This is a genomic window from Peptoniphilus rhinitidis 1-13, assembly GCF_000246925.1.
Classification (GTDB): Bacteria; Bacillota; Clostridia; order Tissierellales; family Peptoniphilaceae; genus Peptoniphilus_A; species Peptoniphilus_A lacydonensis.
On record NZ_BAEW01000005.1, the window covers coordinates 77,257 to 96,766 of the forward strand.

Below are 19,510 nucleotides of genomic sequence, written 5' to 3' on the forward strand. Positions count from 1 at the left end.
ATTATGATGCACAATAATCGCATTCTTCAACTTCTAATGACTTACTTCTGACATAGTAAACTGATTTTATTTTTTCCTTTGCCGCTTTTATATAAAGATTTAAAATTTTTCTCATTGTAAAATCCGTAGTTATATAAAAATTAATTGACTGAGATTGGTCAATATGCCTTTGCCTAATTGCAGCAGCCTCTATTAAAAAATTTTGGTCTAATTCATGAGCATTTTCATATAACCAAAAAGTCTGTGGAGTTAAATCTGGAGCAACTCTAGGAAGGATTGACCCTTTTTTCTCTTCCAAGAAATACCTACTCATAACAGGATCAACACCAGCTGTTGTAGCAGAAATAATAGAAGTAGAACCAGTTGGCGCAACAGCCATTATATAACCATTTCTAAGTCCATTATTTTTTACATCTTCTCTTAACTTTTGCCATTTTTCATCATTGTAATCTCTTAAATCAAAATAATCTCCACTTTGCCAATCAGAGCCTTCAAAGAAATTATAAGATCCTTTTTCCTTTGCAATTTCCATTGAAGCACTAATTGCATGGTAATTTATTCTTTCATAAACATCATCAGCCCACTTTAAATGTTCTTCTATATCTGAAAAAGCGATACCTGATCTCACAAGTGCATGATGATAACCACTTGTTCCAAGTCCAATTGACCTATATTTTCTATTTGTCACTTTGGCATAGGGAACTGGATAGTAATTTAAATCAATTACATTGTCAAGAGCCCTTACAGTTGTAGAAACAATATCCCTTAACTCTTTATCGTCTTCTAAATCAATATTTCCGAGGACAAGTGAAGCAAGATTACATACAACAAAATCTCCAGATTTAATTCTATTAACTATTACTTCATCGCCATCCACAGTTTCTATTTTAGTATCTAAAGTTTCAATTGCAGACATATTTTGCATAATTTCTGTGCATAAATTTGAAGAATAAATAATTCCCTTGTGCTTATTTGGATTCATTTCATTTACATTATCCCTATAAAAAGCAAAAGGCGTTCCCGTTTCTGTAAGTGATTTAATTATAAGCCTTACTAAATCCTTTACGCTCATTTCACGTCTTGAAATATTTTTATCTTCAATACATTCTCTATATTTTTCTTCCCATTCTTTTCCATAAAAATCTTCAAGAGCATAACCCTTTTTTTCCAAAACTTCGTGAGGATCAAACATATACCAAGTAGCATTTATATCTTTTTCAGCCAGTTCAAAAAACAAATTTGGATAACAAATTGCAGGGAAAATATCATGAGCCTTCATTCTGTCATCTCCATTATTTGTCCTAAGTTGCAAAAATTCTGGAATATCCTTGTGCCACACGTCGAGATAACAAGCAACTGAGCCTTGTCTAACACCAAGTTGGTCCACAGCAACAGCAGTGTCATTGGCAAGTTTAATCCATCTGATTACGCCACCAGCAACACCCTTAAACCCTCTTATATCAGAACCTGTTGCACGAACTTTTCCAAAATAAAGTCCCATTCCTCCACCATGCTTAGAAACTTGTGCAAAATTATCAATTGAACGATAAATTCCCTTTAAGGTATCTGGCACTGTGTCAATAAAACAAGATGAAAGTTGGTTGTAGGGCTTTCTCGCATTTGACATAGTAGGTGTTGCAACAGTTACTTTTAGCGTTGAATAGATGTCGTAAAATTTTTTTGCCCAATAAATTTTATTTTTCTCTGGAATGGCAAGGTGCATTGCAATACCCATAAACATCTCTTGAATGCTTTCAACAAATCTACCATCATGACTTCTTATAACATATCTTTTTATTAAAAGATCAAGGCCAGAGTAATTTAAAAGTCTATTCCTAGAATTATCAATATATTCTTCAAGTTCTAAAATTTCTTCTCTAGAATAATTTTCTAAAATATATTTTCCGTAAAGATTTCTTTCAGTTAAAAATTTTATTTTTTCATAGAAATTATTAATTTCGAACTTTTCCAAATTTTTTGCAATTTTCTTTTCCAAATCATAATTTAAAAATAACGCAGCAATAAATTCCCATTTAGGGGAATCCTTGTCAGTTAATTCACTTGCCGCTTTTATAATTTCAGAGAGATAAGCATCCTCAGATTGATCTTTTTTGACAAAAGATTCAAACTTATTGTATAAATTTTCAAGCTCATATTTTTTAGGATCGTAATTTTTTCTCACATATTTTAAAATTTTTAGCACATTTTCATCTTTAATATAATTTGCAAACTTGTCTAAAATTTGTCTTTCTTCAGAATGTCTATTTCTATAAAAAATATATGCCTTTACAACATCAATTTGCTTTTCATCAATTAACTTTAACTCAACTAAATCTTGAATCTCTTCAACAGTTGGTGGGTTTTTTGGATCATAATTTTTCAATAACTCCTCTTTTATATCAAGAGCATAATTATTTATTACAGAATCATCATAAGCCCTATCAACCGAATCGTAAGCTTTTTCAATTGCATTTTTTATCTTTAAATGATCGAAAGTGTCCTCCCTCTTATCTCTCTTTAATATCTTCATGAATCCTCCATATAGTATATTCTTATTAATTTTATTTCAAATACTACTATATAGTATCACAACAGAAATAACTTATAAACTTATAAATAGATTAAAAATAAAAAAACATCGGCCTAAACTGTATAAGAAAAAACTGACATTAAAATTATCAAATAATAAAAACCCCAAAATCAATAATTTTGAGGTTTTGTGACTTTATATAATTTTATTTTACTACTGAAAATAAAATTTTTGCTACTTTCTCTGCAGACTTTTCTGTTTTTTCTACAATTTTTTCGTCTTTAGTTTCCTTTTCTTCAGAATCTTCTCCTAAAGCTCCTTCCATTTCCTTTTTAACTTCATCTTGATATTTTTTTAAAAGTTCTGGATCTTTGTCAAGATCAGCCTTAGCTGCAAGAATTTTATCTAATTCTTCACCTTCATAAAGATCTTTTAAAGTTTCTTCTATTTCTTCATCTTTTTGACCAGATGATTTCATAGAAGCTATCATTTTATAATTTTCTTCTTTTTCTAATTCTTGAAGTTTTGTTTCTAATTCTTTTTCAGTAATATTAAAGATATCAACTATTGGCATTCCTTCGTTTGCATCGTATTTAACCTTATAACCAAAAGCTTCTGATACAAATCTTACTGGTATATAAGTCTTTTCACCTATAATTGTTGCTGGTGAATCAAGTACAACTTCTTTGCCATTAACTTTTGCTTTATTAGATCCAATAGCTAGTACAATCTTGTCATTGTCCTTTGTTACAATAACTGTCCTATCTTTCCCATTCCATTCTACTTTTGCACCGATTTTTTCATAAAAGGCACGAGCTGAAAGCATAGTTCTGTCATTTATAATTTTTGGAAGTGCTTCTGGATCTTCAAAAGTTATATCTTCTCCATTTACTCTCACTGTAACAAGACTTGAATTCATTCCTGGCATTATTAGTTTCATATATTCGTCCATAGTTAATTTTTTAACTGATGTAGGGAAATTGATTTTAACATTCTCATCTTTTGTTGTCACAGTATTTCCTTTAACAGAAACTTTTACAAAATTTGAAACGCTAACTTTCATTCCAATTTCTTGTATATATTTATTTTCTTCAAAAGTTGTCTTTTCTGAAATATTTGAACCTTTTAGCATTTCTTTTATTTCAGAAGCAGAATTTACTAAATCTTCTTTTTTGTATTCTTTATTAAGCTCCTTAAAATCTTTCTTTTCTTCATCATTAATTGGGAGCCCAGCTTTATCTACAATTGCTAGCACATCTTTAGAAACAGTGTCCCAATTTTTCATAACATTATCAGATGCTTTAATAAATTCGTCAATTATTTGATCACTTGTAGCATTTAATGTATAAGTATTTCCATTTACTTCATAGTCGATACCTTGTTTAGCATCTCCTAATGCTACATCCATTAATTTTAATAAATCGGATTTAAATTCTTCAGAACTAAAATATTTAGCTGATTTAGGTGAAAGACCATTACCTTCACTAGATATTGAAATATAATCTTCTTTAATATCTTTTACGGCTTCTTTATTGACAGCAAAAATATTTTTGGACATAATAATTTCATTGTCTTTTACAAACACATCAATTTTCATATTGTTTGGGATATCTTCAATCTCTTTTTTATCTTCTGTATTCTTTAAATCTTTTTCAAAAACTTTTTTTACATCTTGAAGATTCATGTCCATAATTACATGAGCCCTGTCTTGTCCCAATTGTTCTCCTGTGAGTTTTATAGGTAACTTTACATTTACCATTTCATTTGATTTAGGATCTTTAATTTCAAAATCGTAATCAAGTTTTCCTGAAACTTTTGAACCCTCCCAATTGGAAACTTTTCCTGCGGCATCTAAATATGACACGGTATTTGCACTACAAGCTCCAAAAGTTATTGCAGCCATTAGTGCTAATAAAATAACTAAAATTTTCTTTTTCATAAAAACCTCCTCATAACATATTTATATACTACTATAAAGGATTTTTGATTACAAGTTAAAATAAAATTACAATTTAGTAAAATATTAATAGAAGTTCATTTTGAAATATATAGAATTATATTTAGATTTATTGCGTTTAAAACAAAAAAAAGGACTCAACGAGAGTCCCTCAATAAATTATTTTAAATTGTTATATATCTATAGCTTAAACATCTCCCGAATTAAGCATTCAAACTTTTAGCACTTAGCTACTATTAAATGAGATATCTTGCTACTCTTCCCTTTCGGGATAAAATAAAACTTGTCATTGGAATCACCTTTTCTTAGTAACCAATTTTGTTTTCTCAAGCTAGCTTAACTATATTATAAAGCTTTCATTTCACTTTGTCAAATGTTTTCCCCAAAACTCTTTACTTTAAAAATTAACTTTGCTTTTCTCAATTTTTTCATTTTTTAGAGCAACATTTATTACTTCTTTTGCTTTTTTTAGAGAGTTTTCTGAGCCAATATTAATTCTATAATTTTTTGAATTCTCTCTTCCTTTTATAACTAACTCTTTGTCTTTTGACTCAGAAATTGATTTCATACTGTCATAGGAAAAATGATAATTTCCTAAAATCATTCCATTTTCATATGATCCAACCACTGTTCCCAATTTATCATTTCCATCTCTAAAAGATGATTTTCTCGGTATTTCGTATATATCTGTTTCTTTTTCTTCTTTTTGCGGAAATTTTCCATTTTGGAGATTTATAAGAAATACCACAAATACTAGTATTACGAGAATTGGATTGGATAAAGCATCTACTATTTTTACATCTTTTACATACATTTGTTGCAAGAAATAAATATTTACTAAAATTAAAAATCCAAGGTAGACAAATATATTCAAATTGTAAGTTTTTTTATTTATATTTAAATTTTCAAGTTTTTTTATTTTTTTATAATTTGCTATAAAGTCCACTGCTGTCATTATAAATAAATAATTTACAACTGCCCACATAAATGAGTACAAAAACGCACTCTTCCCCATATAATTTTTCATTCCTGAAACACTAAGACTAAATGGTATTAGTATTGAAATTGCAAGAATTATATTTGATTTTTTCTTTGTCAAGTTTTTCTCCTTTTTATTACTTTACATCGTCATATTTATTTAAGTTATATTTTTCAATTACTGAAATCACTTTATTTTTATAATCTGGATCTGTGGCATAGCCACCTTCTATTATATACTGTATAGCCTCTTCATAATTTTTGGCAGTTTTTACCTTTTCATATCTCTTCGCTTCTGTTAAAAGTTTCGCATAGTGTAGGAAGGAGTCTTTCTTAGATGGATACTTTTTAAAGTTTTCCATGTATCTTCCACTTTCTCCCTCTACATATTCTTCTGTTTCAAAGACTATGCCTTCTCCCTTTTTTACTTCTTTTATACCAAAGTAATTATTATATTCTTTTGAAAGCTCCGACCTTCCCCAGTCGCTCTCTAATATTGACTGTGCAAGCATTACAGAAGGAAAAAGTTTATATTTCTTTGATATTTTTACTGCCATAGATGCTGTATCTTCTATATATTTTTGCCTATAATTTTCTTCATCATAAGCTTTTCTATTTGAAGAATTACTTATTAATAAATTCATTATTCCAACAATTACTACAAAAAATACCAAAATTACAAAAAAACCACAGCCAGTTTTTTTAATTTTCATCTTTGGATTCTTTATAAAGTTCACTTATTTTTTTATTTAATATTGGATGAAAATAGTTTGGCATAATTTCGTTTAAAGACTCCAAGACAAATTCACGCTCAGCAATATAAGGATGTGGAACTATCAATTCATCTGTGTAATATATTTCCCTATCTATAAATAAAATATCTAGATCAATTGTTCTTTTCCCCCATTTTTCATGTCTAACTCTACCTAAGTCTATTTCTATTTTCTGTAAAATATGAAGCAAATCTAGTGGATCTTCGTAAGAACTTACCACTACTACTGTATTCAAAAAATCTCCTTGATCAGTCTTTCCCCAAGCTTTTGTTTCTATAATGCTTGCTTTTTTTAATATTTTTAATCCAGATTCTTCCATCATTTTCAGTGCAGATTTTATATAATTTTCTCTGTCGCCAAGATTTGTACCTATACCAATATAATAATTTCTTCTTTTTTTAGTGCATCTTATGGACGCAGAATCAAGTGGCAAATTTATTGGTGCCCAAGGCTTTTTTATTTCTAAATCCACACTCTTAGCTATTTCATAATTGTCAAAAATAAACTTTGTTAATTTGTATCCAAGAGTTTCTACTAAGTCTTCAGTTTCATCCCTGAAAAAATTGTAAAGTTCATGAGATAATTTTCCATAATCAATAGATCTATTCAAATTTTTTTCAATGGCACAGTCCCTAAAACTCATCCCAATTTCTACACTTATTAAAAATTTTTGTCCAAGTTTTTTTTCCTCTTCAAAAAGTCCATGGTTTGCATAAACTTCAAGATCTTTTATTTTGATAAAATCCATAATTCTCCCATCAATAAATTATTTCGTGATTTTTCTTCTCATAGCTCCAATTGCAAGAATTATATGCAGGACATCTAAAACAAGGCCTTGAAAGTTTATCTGCCCTATAAAATATATTAAAAAATTCATCTTCTTGCTTTTCCTTTGTCCTATGATAACTTATGCAATTTAAAATTCTTTTTTTCTCATTTTCAGAAAAATCAGTAATTTTTAAAATTTCTCTTGCAATAATAAGAGAGCCCTCTGCATGATTTATTCCTTCTTTTATTTCAAGCACCCTTCCAAGATCGTGGAGGAGTGCCGTTGTATAAATCATATCTTTACTTATATTAACATTTCCTTCTAATTTTAATATATAGCAAATTCTTGCCACTGATATAAAATGTTCATAATTATGCCTGCAAAAGAATCTGTCTTTTTCTAAATCTTCCAATTCATTTAAATAGTCATTATAAATTTTACTTTTTATAATTTTATTTGTCTCTTTCACTAAAATTCAATCAACCTAAAAGCTTCTTGTTTTTGTTTTTCATCAGTTTCTAGAACACCTCTTGCAACTGATGTAACTGTTTTTGAGCCAGGTTTTTTTACTCCTCTCATATTCATACACATATGCTCTGCTTCTATTACAACTAAAACTCCCTTTGGTTCTAAATATTCCATCATTGCATCCGCAACTTCAATGCTAAGCCTTTCTTGAAGTTGTGGTTTTTTTGCATAAGTTTCTACAGTTCTTGCAAGTTTAGAAAGACCTGCAACTTTTTGATCAGGTATATATGCAATATGTGCTTTTCCATAGAAAGGTAAGAAGTGATGTTCACACATTGAATAAAACTCAATATCTTTTACTACAACTATATTGTCCTCAGTTATTTCAAAAGTTTTTGAAAGATGTTCCTCTGCAGTTTTTCCAATTCCTGCAAAAACTTCTTCATACATTCTAGCAACTCTTGCTGGAGTTTCAATTAGCCCTTCTCTATTTTTGTCTTCTCCAATTGCTTCAATTATCATTTCTACAGCTTCTTCAATTTTTTGTTTATCCATTATAATCTCCTTATAGATTTTATCCCATCAAATTTTATAAAATTTATTATAACACAATAGTACTTATATTTATAACAAATACCCATAAATTAAAATTTATAATAACTAATACAAATTTTGTAAGCTTTTGATTAATTTACAATTTATTTATAATTTGATACAATATTTTTCGAGGTGTAAGATGAAGAAAATACTTCTGTACTTATATGCAATTATTTTTATTTTTTCTTTTCCTCTAAATATATTTGCAGAGGAAAACATAAAAAAAGAAAATAATACAAATAAAATAATAGATTCTAATATAAATATTCCAGAACAAAACTCTGAAATAGATCCAAACGCAGTAAGAAATAAAGATTTTTTAGTTCCAACAGATAAAGGAGTTCAAAAAGCAAATCAATACGAGGCAGATAAAATTAAAAATCTGGAGCAACTTCCCATGGAAAGCTTGACTAAATCATACCTCTTGGGAGATTTTAAGTCTGGAGAAATCATTGAGGGTTACAATTTAGATGAGGTTCGTGCCATGGCATCTACATCAAAACTTGTATCAATTTTTGTAGTGTTAGATAAAATTGAAGATGGATCAATTTCTCTAAATGACGAGGTTGAAATTGATCACGAGGTGGCAATGCTAAATGGATCTTCTTTTAAATTAAAAGCAGGCGATAAAGTTAGTGTAGAAAAACTCCTTAAAGCTTCTCTTGTGGTATCAGGCAATGATGCCATTACAGCTTTAGCAAAACACATCGCTGGTTCTACTGATAATTTTGTAAAAATGATGAACTATAAGTGCGGTGAACTTGGACTTAAAAATGCACATATGGTAAATCCAACTGGACTTACTGATTATGAAATTTTAGACTACAATAAGATGACAACTCGTGAAATGTTTAAACTTGCCTCAGAACTTTTAAAATTTCATCCAGAAATTTTAAAATACACTACAATAACGAAGTTAGAAGAACCTTCGAGAAATTTTATTGAATATAACACAAACCCTGTCCTTGGAATTGTTCCTGAAGTAGATGGATTAAAAACAGGTTATACTAACGCTGCTGGAAGATGTGTCATCTTGACTGGTCTTAAAAAGGGCGAAAAACATAAATCAAAAGATATGCGCCTTATTGGAATAACAACTGGCTCAAATTCTGATTTTGAACGATTTGTCGCATGTAAAAGACTTATAACAAGAGGTTTTGAAGAATATTGTTACAATGCAATAGGCGACACAGAAAAAGAAGTGAGAACTATAGAAATTCCAAATTCTCAAGACAAAAATATTCCTATATATCAAAAAGAAGTTGGCTATGTTTTGTCAAAATCAAATGAAAAATTAAAAGAAATAATAAATATTGATGAAAATTTGGAAGCTCCAATAGAAGCAGGAAGTCCTGTTGGAAAGATTAGTTTTTATAAAAATAATGAATTAATATATAAAACTGACTTAATCGTAAAAGAAAAAGTTTATGAGCAGGGAATGATAAATAAATTTAAGAGAGTCTTTGAAGAAATATTTGTAAATATTGAAAAAGCTGCTTAACTTTTATATTTAAACCATATTATAAAAAGAAGTGTCTAAAATAAATTGACACTTCTCAATAATTTTTATAAAATATATTTTATGAGTCCACGTAGCTCAGTTGGATAGAGCACACGCCTCCTAAGCGTGGGGCCGGAGGTTCGACTCCTCTCGTGGACGCCACTACTCACTTGCAATACAAGTGAGTTTTTTTAATAAATTTTTGTATTTTAAAAAAACTTTCACAATAATTCAATCACATTTATAACTGGAACTTCATATGGATGAATTCTTTTTATAATCTTTAAAACCTCATCCAAATCATCTTTTTTTATCCTAAACTCAATTTTATTTTCTTCTACATCTTCAATACTTCCAACAGTTCCAATATATGGATTTGCTCCAGTTATCGGTCTAAAATGACCAATAACCTTTGTTTCTGAATAACAAAAATCATAATTTTCTTCTTCTAAAAATCCTCCTTCATTTATACCTTTCATTAATTTTTTTGCATCTTCTCTTGGTACAAAAACCTCTATTTTCACAAATTTCATTTTATCCCTCCAATATTTTTATACCCATTAGATAAAAATTGTTTATTTTTAAGTTTATCGGTTATATATAGATTGGGAGGGAAGATAATGTTAAAACTAATTGTAAAAATCTTAGTTAGTGGATTAGCTATTCTTATAACTTCTGCACTATCAATAGGTATTCAAACTGATGGTTACTCTACAGCCATAATGGCAGGTATCGTAATTGGCATCTTAGATTGGGCTATAAATAAATTTACAGGTGTTGACGCATCACCTTTTGGTAGAGGTGCAACTGGATTTATAGTAGCTGCAATTATTTTATTTATAACAGGAAAAATTGTCGACGGATTTACCGTTTCTGGATTAGGTGCTGTTATTGGTGCTTTAATTCTTGGTATTGTTGATTCATTTTTACCTGAAGATAAAAAAACTATGTAATTTAAATATTTTTATAAAAGTTTTAATAGCTCGCATAATTGAGCTATTTTTTTATGGATAAATATAATTTCTATACCCTATAAAAGATATATTTTTTATTATACTTTAAATTTTATCCACATTTTTAATTACTTATATACATTTGTGCATTTAATTTTGCTTTATTACGGTTACTTTTTATAATTTATATCTTATTCACATCTTTATTATTATATTTTATATAACTTATTCACATTTTTATAAATATAAATTTTTGTCCACAAATAGAAAAGAAGATAGTTCAATTTTCAAACTATCTTCCGTATCTTTCTATAATATTGTCAATGACTTTTGAATCTTTGGAGTTAATATTATAATAAATGTTATTTACTCTTAAAGTAAATCCTGATTTTACAAAAGAAATTTTATTTCCACTTGTAAAATAAACATTTATATAATTACTAATTTCAGAATTAGTATCCTTATTTGCTTGTTTTCCCCTCAAACTATTGAGATCTTTTACTATTTTATTTATTGTTTTCTCATCTTTTATTGTTTTCATATTATCTGTTTTAAATCCAATAATTTCAATATAATCAACATCTTTTGGATTAATATCTACAATTTTATTTCTAGATGAAACTAAACTAATTCCAAAAAATAATATGACAACAAAAAATATAACTAAAACAATTTTAGATTTATTTGATTTTTTTGCTCTTCTGCTCATTATATACTTAAAACTCCATTCATAAATACATATGCTCTGCCACCAACTCTAATTTTATTTTCCTTCTCAGTTAAACTTGCAGAAACTTTTGAAATTCTACCAATATAATCACCTTGAATTGCAGAAATAAATTTACTTTCTGTAATTTTATTTGCATTTAAGTAGTGCATAGTCGCAGCAGTAGAGGTTCCACTTCCAAATTCTTCGTCCTCTCCAATAATTGGAGAAAAAGTTCTCTGTTTAATTTCTATTCCATCTTCTGTTGTAAAAACGTGAATAGAAATTATATCTTCCATATCAGAAAGTTCCAGTGCTTCTTTTTTGTCAAGCTTTATAGAAGATAGAGTTTTTTCATCTTTTACTGGAACTAATATATCACAAGTCCCAGTAGAGATTTTCTCTATTTTTGAAGTTTCTGATATAGAAAGTCCTATATTTTCCTCTTCTAAATCTAAAATTCTTAAAACTCTTTCTACATTTTTAAATTCTTCCTTCAATTTAATGTCTAAATTCATATAAACATTTTTTATTTTAGAGTTGCTATATTCCAACTCAACAGGTATTTTCCCAATTTTCGTGTGTTGAATTATCTTTTTTATTCCAGACTCTTGGCTTTTAATATATTCATTTTCTGCAAGAGCATAAAACGTTGCAACTGTAGCATGACCACATAAATTTATCTCTCCCTTTGGTGTGAAAAATCTAGTCAAAAACCTATCTCTATCAAGTTCTCTTACAACTACAAGTACAGATTGATTTATATCTTTTGCAATATTTATCATATCAGAATCAGTGAGTCTTCCATCATCTATTACTACTCCAGTGGAATTCCCCATAAATGATCTATCTGAAAAAGCTGAAACCAAATAAGTCGTATAAAATCTTTTCATTTTATCACTCTCTTTCTAAAATAAGTTCAACTATCCTAGAGAGATCTTCTTCTCCATAATACTCAATCTCAATTTTTCCAACTTTTCCCTTTTTGCTAAAATTGACCTTTGTACCAAGAGATCTTTCAACTTCATTTCTGACATCTTCCCAAAAAATATCTTCTTTTTCTTCTTTCTCAACAGATTTTTTTGTAGAAATTTTTTTATTCACTGGTACAGAATTTTTTACAATCTTTTGAGCTTCTTTATATTGTTTATCTCCATTTTTTATAGATAATAAATTTTTTCCATGAGATGTACTTAATTTGCCTTCCTCTAATAATTTTAACACTCGTGGATCTAAATTAAGAAGTCTAATAGTATTGCCCACATACTGTCTACTTTTCCCAATCTCATCTGCAAGTTCCTTTTGAGTTAAATTTTGAGAATCTAAAAGATGTTTATAACTCATAGCTTCTTCAACTGGATTTAAATCTTTTCTCTGAATATTTTCTATTATAGAAATTCTATCAGAAATTTCATCAGAAACATTTTTGACTATTGCAGGAACTTTTACAACCCCAACATTTGCGGCAGCCCTAAATCTTCTTTCTCCAGCAATTATTTCATATTTTTCTCCCTTTTTCTTCAATAAGAGTGGCTGAATTATTCCATACTTTTTAATTGATTTAGATAAATCATAAAGTTCATCTTCATCAAAGTTTTTACGAGGTTGATCTTCATTTGGAACAATATCACTAATATCAACTTCTAAAAGTTTAGTGTTATCTTCTTCAATAACTTCTCTAATTTTTTCACTTGAATTTAAAAAATTTCCAATTCCTCTCCCAAGACTATTTTTCTTCGCCATTTACTTCACCTATAACTTCCTTTGCAAGATCTATATATGCTTTTGCACCTTTAGACTTACTGTCATAATCGAAAATGTTCATCCCAAAGCTTGGAGCTTCAGCAAGTCTTACATTTCTCGGTATGTACGTTTTAAAGACTTTATCTTTGAAAAATTTTTCTACCTCTTCAACAACTTGATTAGAAAGATTTGTCCTTCCATCATACATACTCATCACTATTCCTAAAATATTTAAATTTGGATTGAAATTATCTTTTACAAGAGTTATAGTATCCATAAGTTGTGAAACCCCTTCAAGTGCATAATATTCGCATTGAACTGGAATAAGTATTTTGTCGCTTGCAACTAAAGACATCATAGATAAAATTCCCAATGAAGGTGGCGAATCTATTATTACATAATCGTAATTATCTTTTACTTTATCTAGCATTTTTTTTAACTTAAATTGCCAATCTTCGCATCTAGCAAGTTCAATTTCAACTCCAGCAAACTCTCCATTAGATGGGATTATATCAAGCTTACTAAATCCTGTTTTATAAATAGAATCTACTTTTTCATCTATTAAAAAATCATAAATCATATTTTTAAATTCATAAACTCCAAGTCCCGAAGTTGAATTTCCCTGTGGATCCATGTCAATTATAAGCGTTCTTTTCCCTCGAAGAGCTAATGCAGAACTTAAATTTATAACGGTGGTGCTCTTACCAACACCACCTTTTTGATTAAAAACTGTAATTACAACAGACATTTCTTACCTCATTTCTATATCATCAATAATACCATGTTTAAAAATTTTTTTAAAGATTTACAAAAAAATAACCCCAAAAATTTTTGGGGAATGCTCTACGTAGAGCATTTTTTGTTTTTGTAATGCTCCACGTGGAGCATTAATTATAATGGAGATTTTCTTGGTTTTCCTCCACCTCTCGGATATTTTTTATCTGTCGACTTTATTTTCTTTATTACAATTATATAATGATCAATATCTGATGGCAGTGGTGTATGAATAACTTTTTCTACTTCTCCGCCCATCAATTTGATTGCTCTATCTGCTTTTTTTAGTTCCTCTTTATATTCTGGTCCTTTTTGAGATATAAAGTATCCTCCAACTTTTACAAATCCCATCGAATACTCCGTTAATGTAGATAAATTTGCAACAGCTCTAGAAACTGCAATGTCATACTTTTCTCTACATTTTTCATCTCTTGCAATTTCTTCTGCCCTTGCATGAATAGCTTTTATATTTTTTAATCCTAGTTCTTCTATAACACCCTCCAAAAAATCTATTCTTTTCCTCAATGAATCAAGAAGAGTTATGTCTAAGTCCTCATTGTATAATTTTAAAGGTACTCCTGGAAATCCTGCTCCAGTTCCTATATCAATCACTTTCTTCTTTTCATCAAATAATCCCGTTTTAAACAAATAGAGGGAATCCAAAAAATGTTTCACATTAAAATCGTCATCTTCAGTTATTCTAGTAAGATTAGTGTGTTTATTATAAACTAATATAAGGTCTTTATATTTTTCAAACTTATATATATTTTCAGCGTTAAGTTTATATTCCTCAAAATAATCAGCTAAATTCATTTTTTCTCCTCTTTTGTTCAAGATATATTAAAAGTACATTTATATCAGCAGGTGATACTCCTGTTATTCTTGATGCTTGCCCTATTGATTCTGGTCTTATGTCTGATAATTTTTCTCTTGCTTCAATTCTAAGTCCTTCAATGTTTTTATAATCTATATCTTTTGAAAGTTTTTTATTTTCAAGTTTTTTAAACTGATTTATTTGTATCTCTTGTTTTTTAATATATCCTTCGTATTTTATTTCTATTTCTACATTTCTTATAATATCATCTCTTACTAAAGGCCTATCTGGATCAAAAACTATAAGTTTTTTATAATCAAGTTCTGGCCTTTTTATAAGTTCGTATAAAGAAAAAGAATTTTGTGTTTCAGTAGACCCTAGTTTTTTTAAAATTTCATTGTTTTTTGATGTTGGATTTATTTGAATTTTTTTAATTCGTTTTATTTCTTTTTCTATTTCATTTTTTCTGTATAGGTAACCTTCGTACCTATTATCATCGACAAGTCCTATTTCTCTTCCTCTTTCTGTCAATCTAAGGTCTGCATTATCTTGTCTAAGAGTTAACCTATACTCTGCTCTCGAAGTCATCATTCTATAAGGTTCACGAGTTCCTTTTGTAACTAAATCATCAATTAAAACCCCAATATAAGCTTCAGATCTGTCAAGTATAAAAGGGTCTTCTCCTTTAACTTTTAGAGCTGCATTTATCCCAGCAACTATTCCCTGTGCTCCAGCTTCCTCATAACCGCTAGATCCATTTATTTGACCTGCAAAAAATAGTCCTTCATAATCCATATGCTCTAAACTTCTCTTCAGAAGAGTTGCGTCAATTGCATCATATTCTATAGCATAAGCAGGTCTTAAAATCTTGCAATTTTCCATTCCGATTATTTCTTTATAAAATTGATGTTGCACTTCTACTGGTAGCGATGATGAAACTCCTTGAATATACATCTCATCAGTGGTAAGACCTTCTGGCTCAATAAAAACTTGATGTGAATCCCTATCAGAAAATCTCATAACTTTATCTTCAATTGAAGGACAATATCTTGGTCCTTTTCCTTCAATATCACCAAGTGCAAGAGCAGATCTATCTATATTATTTCTTATTATTTCGTGACACTTTTCTGTCGTATAAGTTAAGTAGCAAAGTTCTTGATTCTTATCAAATTTTTTGTCAATATTTACAAAAGAAAATGGAACAATTTCTTCATCTCCTACTTGTTCCTTCATTACAGAATAATCTATTGATTTTCTAAGTACTCTTGCTGGCGTACCCGTCTTTAATCTTTGAAGTTCCATTCCAAAATCTTTTTCTAAACTTTCAGAAAGATAATTTGAAGGCCCAAAACCACTTGGACCAGATGAATAATTTACTTCTCCCATAAAAACTCTTGCTCTTAAATAAGTTCCACTACAAATGATTACACATTTTCCGTTATACTTTGCACCATTTCTTGTCAAAACTCCGGTAATCTTATTTCCTTCTCTTAAAATTTTTATTGCTTCATCCTGCACGAGATACAAATTATTTTCAATTTCGAGAACTCTTTTCATTTCTTCATGATATTTTCTCTTGTCAGCTTGCACTCTTAAAGAATGGACAGCTGGACCCTTTGAAGTATTTAACATTCTCGACTGGATAAAAGTTTTGTCAATATTTTTTGCCATTTCGCCACCTAATGCGTCAATTTCACGAACTAGATGACCCTTACCAGTTCCTCCTATATTTGGATTACAACTCATTTGTGCAATAGAATCTAAATTTATACACAATAATAAAGTTTTAACACCAAGTCTTGCAGATGCAAGGGCAGCTTCACTTCCAGCATGACCTGCTCCAATAACTATTGTGTCAAATTCTCCAGCTTCAAAGTAATTTATTTCTGACATTTTTACCTACTTTCCTATACAAAAATCAGAAAATACTCTGTCTAAAATATCTTCTGTCGTAATTGCCCCTGTTATTTCTGAAATATGTGCAATGACATTTTCTAAGTCAACTTCAATTAAATCTAAAAACACTTTTTTATTTAAACTCTCATTTACCTCTAAAAGGTCTTTTTTTGCTTCCCTTAATGCATTTATATGTCTTAAATTTGAAAGTACCATATCAGATGAAATTTGAAGCTCTCCGTCGAAAAACAAATCTAAAATTAATTCCTCTACTTTTTTTACAGATTTATTTTCCATTACAGAAAGTCTTAGATAATCATCTTTAAAATATTTTTCTATCTCCGCGTCTGTAATTTTTTGTTCTAAATCGTCTTTATTTAAAATAATAATATGTTTCTTATCTTTTATTAAATTTAAAATTTCTTTATCATTAGAATCGAATTCACGAGATATATCAAAAATTGCAATTACAAGATCTGCCTCTGATAACTTCTCTCTTGCAATATTTACACCTATTTTCTCAACTTCATCCTCAGTTTCTCTTATTCCTGCAGTATCTGCAATCTTTAATAAAACTCCATCTAAATTTATATAGTCTTCTATTACATCTCTTGTAGTTCCCGCAATATCTGTTACTATTGCTCTATCATACTTTAGAAGTCCATTTAAAAGAGAACTTTTACCAACATTTGGTTTTCCTAAAATAACTGTATTAATTCCATCTCTTAAAAGTCTAGAATTTTTAGAATTTTCAAGTAGTTCATCCATCTTGCCTATGATTTTTTCACTTCTTACAATTAAATCATTATATGCTGCATTTTCAATATCCTCATCTGGAAAATCAATGTTAGCAACAATAAGAGCCTGCATAGAAATAAGCTCATCTTTTAACTCGTTTAAAACATCACTTAAAGCTCCACCAAGTTGATTTAATCCCATGTCAAAAGAAACATCTGTCTTTGCCTTTATCATATCTATTACAGCTTCAGCTTGAGTAAGATCAATTCTTCCATTTAAAAATCCTCTTTTAGTAAATTCTCCTCTTTCAGCAAGTCTTGCACCTTTTGATAAAACTAAATTTAAAATTCTTTTAACTGAAACAATTCCGCCATGACAGTGAATTTCTACAATATCTTCAGCTGTATAAGAATGAGGTCCCTTCATTTTAACTACTAAAACCTCATCAATTTGCTTTTTTTCATCACATATATGTCCGTACAAAAATTTTCTATTTTCCGCATCCCTTATCTTAATTCCATTTGCAGAAACAAAAATATCATCTATTATATCAATTGATTTATCGCCACTAATTCTCACAATTGCAATTCCAGCTTCTCCAATTGCAGTAGAAATTGCTGCGATTGTATCATTTAAATTTCCCATTAAATCAGTCCTTTTAAAATATATTACTACAACTATATAAAATAAAAAAGAAGGCTTTTAAAATAAGCCTCCTTAAATATTTTTCAATATTTTCTTTCTTTTTGAATTACTACTTTTCTAAAAGGATCTTTTCCTTCTGAATGTGTTAAAACCCCTTCAAAATCTTGCAAAGCTGTATGAATAATTTTTCTTTCATAAGAATTCATAGGCTCAAGCCTTACACTTCTTCCAGTTTTAATAACTTTCTTTGCCATTTTCTCAGCAAGATTTGTAAGAGTTTCTTTTCTCTTTTCTCTATATCCACTAGAATCCAAACTTACTCTAATATATCTTGAAGACTTTTTATTTACTATTAAATTTAAAATATATTGGATTGAATCAAGAGTTACGCCCCTTTTTCCAATTAAAATTCCAAGTCTATTTTCGTCTCCATTTACATTTATGTGTAAAGTATTTTCTTCTAATTCCATTTCTATAATATTTTCAAGTTCCAAAGTTTCAAGTATTTTAGTCATAAATTCTCTTGCAGTACTTAAAATTTCTTCATTTTCTTCTTCAATACTTGTCTTTTTTTCTTCTTCACTTATAATATCCTCAGTTTTTTCATAAGAAATTTCATTAGAATTATCATTATTTTCAAATTTAAGTTCATTATAAGTATCTAGAACTTCATCTTGGCTCTTCTCTTTTTCTAAATCCTCATTAAATATATCGTTTAAAATATTTTTATTTTCATCTTCTTTAGGCCAAACCTTTACTGTAGCATCTTTAGAACCAATAAGTCCTAAAAATCCTTTTTGACCTTCATCCAAAATTTGAATGTTTGCATCTTCTTTATTTATATTTAATTCGGTTAGAGCCTCTCTTACTGCTTCATCTACGGATTTTCCCGTCTTAATTACATAATTCATTTTTTACCCTTACCCTTAACTTCTTCAACATCATCAACTTCATCTTCCACAAGCTTATTAGTGATAAGCTGTTGGACTATTGAAAAAATATTAGAAACAGTCCAATAAATAACAAGACCAGCTGCATATTTTCTAGCCATTGAAAAAATTAAAATTGGCATTGCAACCATCATAGTCATCATCATTGACTTTGCTTGATCATTCTCCGCACTTTGCGTTGCAGGATTTTTAGTAGTAATAAAATTTACTAAAAAAGTTGTTAGCGCAGAAACAATAGGCATTATAAGTGTAGGATCTATATGATCAATATTTTCAATATAAAAGAAATTTTTATTCATGGATTCATAAAATCCAGGATCTTTAAAAGCAAAGGTTTGTGGATTTAAAAATACTCTATAAAAAGCAATTAAAACAACCATTGTAATAATCATAGGAAGACATCCTCCAGCAAGATTGTAATCTGCATCTTTATAAAGTTTTTGTTGTTTAGCAGCCAAAGTTTGAGGATCATTTTTGTACTTTTGTTGTATTTTTTTTAGTTCTGGTTGTAACTTTGCCATTTTCTTTTGATTTTTCATCTGAGAAATATTTAGTGGCAAAATAAGAAATTTAATAATTATAGTAGCTATAATTATAGAAAGTGCAAAAAATGAAACTTGAGCTGGTTCATGTGGCATAATTGATGCAAGTCCATCGTAAATAAACTTTACAAATACACCAAGTATAGAACTAATTGCACGCATTAATAATTTCCTCC

19 protein-coding genes and 1 tRNA gene are annotated in these 19,510 nt (G+C 29.0%); 3 read left to right on the plus strand and 17 right to left on the minus strand.

From position 1 onward, the window contains the following. Nucleotide 1: 1 nt before the first annotated feature. From RH95_RS04850 to folE, 7 genes are all read right to left on the minus strand, one after another. Nucleotides 2-2,530, minus strand: coding sequence for a ribonucleoside-diphosphate reductase subunit alpha (locus RH95_RS04850; RefSeq protein ID WP_010245274.1), 2,529 nt, complete (start codon nt 2,528-2,530; stop codon nt 2-4). A gap of 205 nt (nt 2,531-2,735) precedes the next feature. Then, nucleotides 2,736-4,469 (minus strand): copper amine oxidase N-terminal domain-containing protein, encoded by a 1,734-nt coding sequence (locus RH95_RS04855; protein WP_010245277.1) that lies wholly within the window; start codon nt 4,467-4,469, stop codon nt 2,736-2,738. A 415-nt stretch (nt 4,470-4,884) separates the two neighbouring features. Then, the gene (locus RH95_RS04860) at nt 4,885-5,586 is read right to left on the minus strand and encodes a hypothetical protein (protein ID WP_010245280.1); all 702 of its coding nucleotides are present in this window, start codon (nt 5,584-5,586) and stop codon (nt 4,885-4,887) included. A 16-nt stretch (nt 5,587-5,602) separates the two neighbouring features. Further along, nucleotides 5,603-6,178: a glycoside hydrolase family 73 protein gene (locus RH95_RS04865; RefSeq protein ID WP_010245281.1), complete on the minus strand. Its 576-nt coding sequence runs from the start codon at nt 6,176-6,178 to the stop codon at nt 5,603-5,605. After that, nucleotides 6,168-6,986 carry a 2-amino-4-hydroxy-6-hydroxymethyldihydropteridine diphosphokinase gene (gene folK, locus RH95_RS04870; RefSeq protein ID WP_010245284.1) on the minus strand — a complete coding sequence of 273 codons (819 nt, stop codon included), beginning with the start codon at nt 6,984-6,986 and terminating at the stop codon, nt 6,168-6,170. Before folK ends, RH95_RS04865 begins: the two co-directional genes overlap by 11 nt. Nucleotides 6,987-6,996: 10 nt before the next feature. Beyond that, nucleotides 6,997-7,476 carry an HD domain-containing protein gene (locus RH95_RS04875; RefSeq protein ID WP_010245286.1) on the minus strand — a complete coding sequence of 160 codons (480 nt, stop codon included), beginning with the start codon at nt 7,474-7,476 and terminating at the stop codon, nt 6,997-6,999. Then, nucleotides 7,476-8,030 carry a GTP cyclohydrolase I FolE gene (folE, locus tag RH95_RS04880; RefSeq protein WP_010245287.1) on the minus strand — a complete coding sequence of 185 codons (555 nt, stop codon included), beginning with the start codon at nt 8,028-8,030 and terminating at the stop codon, nt 7,476-7,478. The genes RH95_RS04875 and folE overlap by 1 nt, the downstream gene beginning before the upstream one ends. A gap of 181 nt (nt 8,031-8,211) precedes the next feature. On the opposite strand from folE, the gene RH95_RS04885 reads away from it, so the two are divergent. Both RH95_RS04885 and RH95_RS04890 read left to right on the plus strand, forming a co-directional pair. Beyond that, nucleotides 8,212-9,573, plus strand: coding sequence for a D-alanyl-D-alanine carboxypeptidase family protein (locus RH95_RS04885; protein WP_010245289.1), 1,362 nt, complete (start codon nt 8,212-8,214; stop codon nt 9,571-9,573). A gap of 85 nt (nt 9,574-9,658) precedes the next feature. Then, nucleotides 9,659-9,735 (plus strand) — tRNA-Arg (locus tag RH95_RS04890). Between the two features lie 59 nt (nt 9,736-9,794). Here RH95_RS04890 and cutA read toward each other — a convergent pair. After that, a complete protein-coding gene (gene cutA, locus RH95_RS04895) occupies nt 9,795-10,106 on the minus strand; it encodes a divalent cation tolerance protein CutA (protein WP_010245291.1) in 312 nt (103 codons plus the stop codon). An 87-nt stretch (nt 10,107-10,193) separates the two neighbouring features. Here cutA and RH95_RS04900 point away from each other — a divergent pair, with 87 nt between their 5' ends. After that, the gene (locus tag RH95_RS04900; RefSeq protein ID WP_010245293.1) at nt 10,194-10,526 is read left to right on the plus strand and encodes a phage holin family protein; all 333 of its coding nucleotides are present in this window, start codon (nt 10,194-10,196) and stop codon (nt 10,524-10,526) included. Between the two features lie 292 nt (nt 10,527-10,818). Here RH95_RS04900 and RH95_RS04905 read toward each other — a convergent pair whose 3' ends face one another. From RH95_RS04905 to RH95_RS04945, 9 genes are all read right to left on the minus strand, one after another. Further along, nucleotides 10,819-11,235: a hypothetical protein gene (locus RH95_RS04905; RefSeq protein ID WP_010245295.1), complete on the minus strand. Its 417-nt coding sequence runs from the start codon at nt 11,233-11,235 to the stop codon at nt 10,819-10,821. After that, a complete protein-coding gene (locus RH95_RS04910) occupies nt 11,235-12,125 on the minus strand; it encodes a PhzF family protein (protein ID WP_010245303.1) in 891 nt (296 codons plus the stop codon). The genes RH95_RS04905 and RH95_RS04910 overlap by 1 nt, the downstream gene beginning before the upstream one ends. Before the next feature lie 4 nt (nt 12,126-12,129). Further along, nucleotides 12,130-12,975: a ParB/RepB/Spo0J family partition protein gene (locus RH95_RS04915; protein ID WP_010245305.1), complete on the minus strand. Its 846-nt coding sequence runs from the start codon at nt 12,973-12,975 to the stop codon at nt 12,130-12,132. Further along, nucleotides 12,959-13,723 (minus strand): ParA family protein, encoded by a 765-nt coding sequence (locus RH95_RS04920; RefSeq protein WP_010245307.1) that lies wholly within the window; start codon nt 13,721-13,723, stop codon nt 12,959-12,961. Before RH95_RS04920 ends, RH95_RS04915 begins: the two co-directional genes overlap by 17 nt. 143 nt (nt 13,724-13,866) lie before the next feature. Then, entirely contained in the window at nt 13,867-14,562 is a 696-nt protein-coding gene (gene rsmG / locus RH95_RS04925) for a 16S rRNA (guanine(527)-N(7))-methyltransferase RsmG (RefSeq protein ID WP_010245308.1), read from the minus strand. Beyond that, entirely contained in the window at nt 14,549-16,456 is a 1,908-nt protein-coding gene (gene mnmG, locus RH95_RS04930) for a tRNA uridine-5-carboxymethylaminomethyl(34) synthesis enzyme MnmG (protein WP_010245309.1), read from the minus strand. The genes rsmG and mnmG overlap by 14 nt, the downstream gene beginning before the upstream one ends. Nucleotides 16,457-16,462: 6 nt before the next feature. Further along, a complete protein-coding gene (gene mnmE / locus RH95_RS04935) occupies nt 16,463-17,842 on the minus strand; it encodes a tRNA uridine-5-carboxymethylaminomethyl(34) synthesis GTPase MnmE (protein ID WP_010245311.1) in 1,380 nt (459 codons plus the stop codon). An 83-nt stretch (nt 17,843-17,925) separates the two neighbouring features. After that, on the minus strand, nt 17,926-18,753 hold the full coding sequence (gene jag, locus RH95_RS04940) for an RNA-binding cell elongation regulator Jag/EloR (protein WP_010245315.1): 828 nt from the start codon (nt 18,751-18,753) through the stop codon (nt 17,926-17,928). Further along, nucleotides 18,750-19,496, minus strand: a complete 747-nt coding sequence (locus tag RH95_RS04945) for a YidC/Oxa1 family membrane protein insertase (RefSeq protein WP_010245318.1) — start codon at nt 19,494-19,496, stop codon at nt 18,750-18,752. Before RH95_RS04945 ends, jag begins: the two co-directional genes overlap by 4 nt. Between the last annotated feature and the right edge of the window lie 14 nt (nt 19,497-19,510).

What these genes read in the sequence shown, in the direction of transcription:
- RH95_RS04850 (WP_010245274.1), bottom strand. Translation starts at nt 2,530, where the DNA reads ATGAAGATATTAAAGAGAGATAAGAGGGAGGACACTTTCGATCATTTA.
- RH95_RS04855 (WP_010245277.1), bottom strand. Translation starts at nt 4,469, where the DNA reads ATGAAAAAGAAAATTTTAGTTATTTTATTAGCACTAATGGCTGCAATA.
- RH95_RS04865 (WP_010245281.1), bottom strand. Translation starts at nt 6,178, where the DNA reads ATGAAAATTAAAAAAACTGGCTGTGGTTTTTTTGTAATTTTGGTATTT.
- folK (WP_010245284.1), bottom strand. Translation starts at nt 6,986, where the DNA reads ATGGATTTTATCAAAATAAAAGATCTTGAAGTTTATGCAAACCATGGA.
- folE (WP_010245287.1), bottom strand. Translation starts at nt 8,030, where the DNA reads ATGGATAAACAAAAAATTGAAGAAGCTGTAGAAATGATAATTGAAGCA.
- RH95_RS04885 (WP_010245289.1), top strand. Translation starts at nt 8,212, where the DNA reads ATGAAGAAAATACTTCTGTACTTATATGCAATTATTTTTATTTTTTCT.
- cutA (WP_010245291.1), bottom strand. Translation starts at nt 10,106, where the DNA reads ATGAAATTTGTGAAAATAGAGGTTTTTGTACCAAGAGAAGATGCAAAA.
- RH95_RS04900 (WP_010245293.1), top strand. Translation starts at nt 10,194, where the DNA reads ATGTTAAAACTAATTGTAAAAATCTTAGTTAGTGGATTAGCTATTCTT.
- RH95_RS04905 (WP_010245295.1), bottom strand. Translation starts at nt 11,235, where the DNA reads ATGAGCAGAAGAGCAAAAAAATCAAATAAATCTAAAATTGTTTTAGTT.
- RH95_RS04910 (WP_010245303.1), bottom strand. Translation starts at nt 12,125, where the DNA reads ATGAAAAGATTTTATACGACTTATTTGGTTTCAGCTTTTTCAGATAGA.
- RH95_RS04915 (WP_010245305.1), bottom strand. Translation starts at nt 12,975, where the DNA reads ATGGCGAAGAAAAATAGTCTTGGGAGAGGAATTGGAAATTTTTTAAAT.
- RH95_RS04920 (WP_010245307.1), bottom strand. Translation starts at nt 13,723, where the DNA reads ATGTCTGTTGTAATTACAGTTTTTAATCAAAAAGGTGGTGTTGGTAAG.
- rsmG (WP_010245308.1), bottom strand. Translation starts at nt 14,562, where the DNA reads ATGAATTTAGCTGATTATTTTGAGGAATATAAACTTAACGCTGAAAAT.
- mnmG (WP_010245309.1), bottom strand. Translation starts at nt 16,456, where the DNA reads ATGTCAGAAATAAATTACTTTGAAGCTGGAGAATTTGACACAATAGTT.
- mnmE (WP_010245311.1), bottom strand. Translation starts at nt 17,842, where the DNA reads ATGGGAAATTTAAATGATACAATCGCAGCAATTTCTACTGCAATTGGA.
- jag (WP_010245315.1), bottom strand. Translation starts at nt 18,753, where the DNA reads ATGAATTATGTAATTAAGACGGGAAAATCCGTAGATGAAGCAGTAAGA.
- RH95_RS04945 (WP_010245318.1), bottom strand. Translation starts at nt 19,496, where the DNA reads ATGCGTGCAATTAGTTCTATACTTGGTGTATTTGTAAAGTTTATTTAC.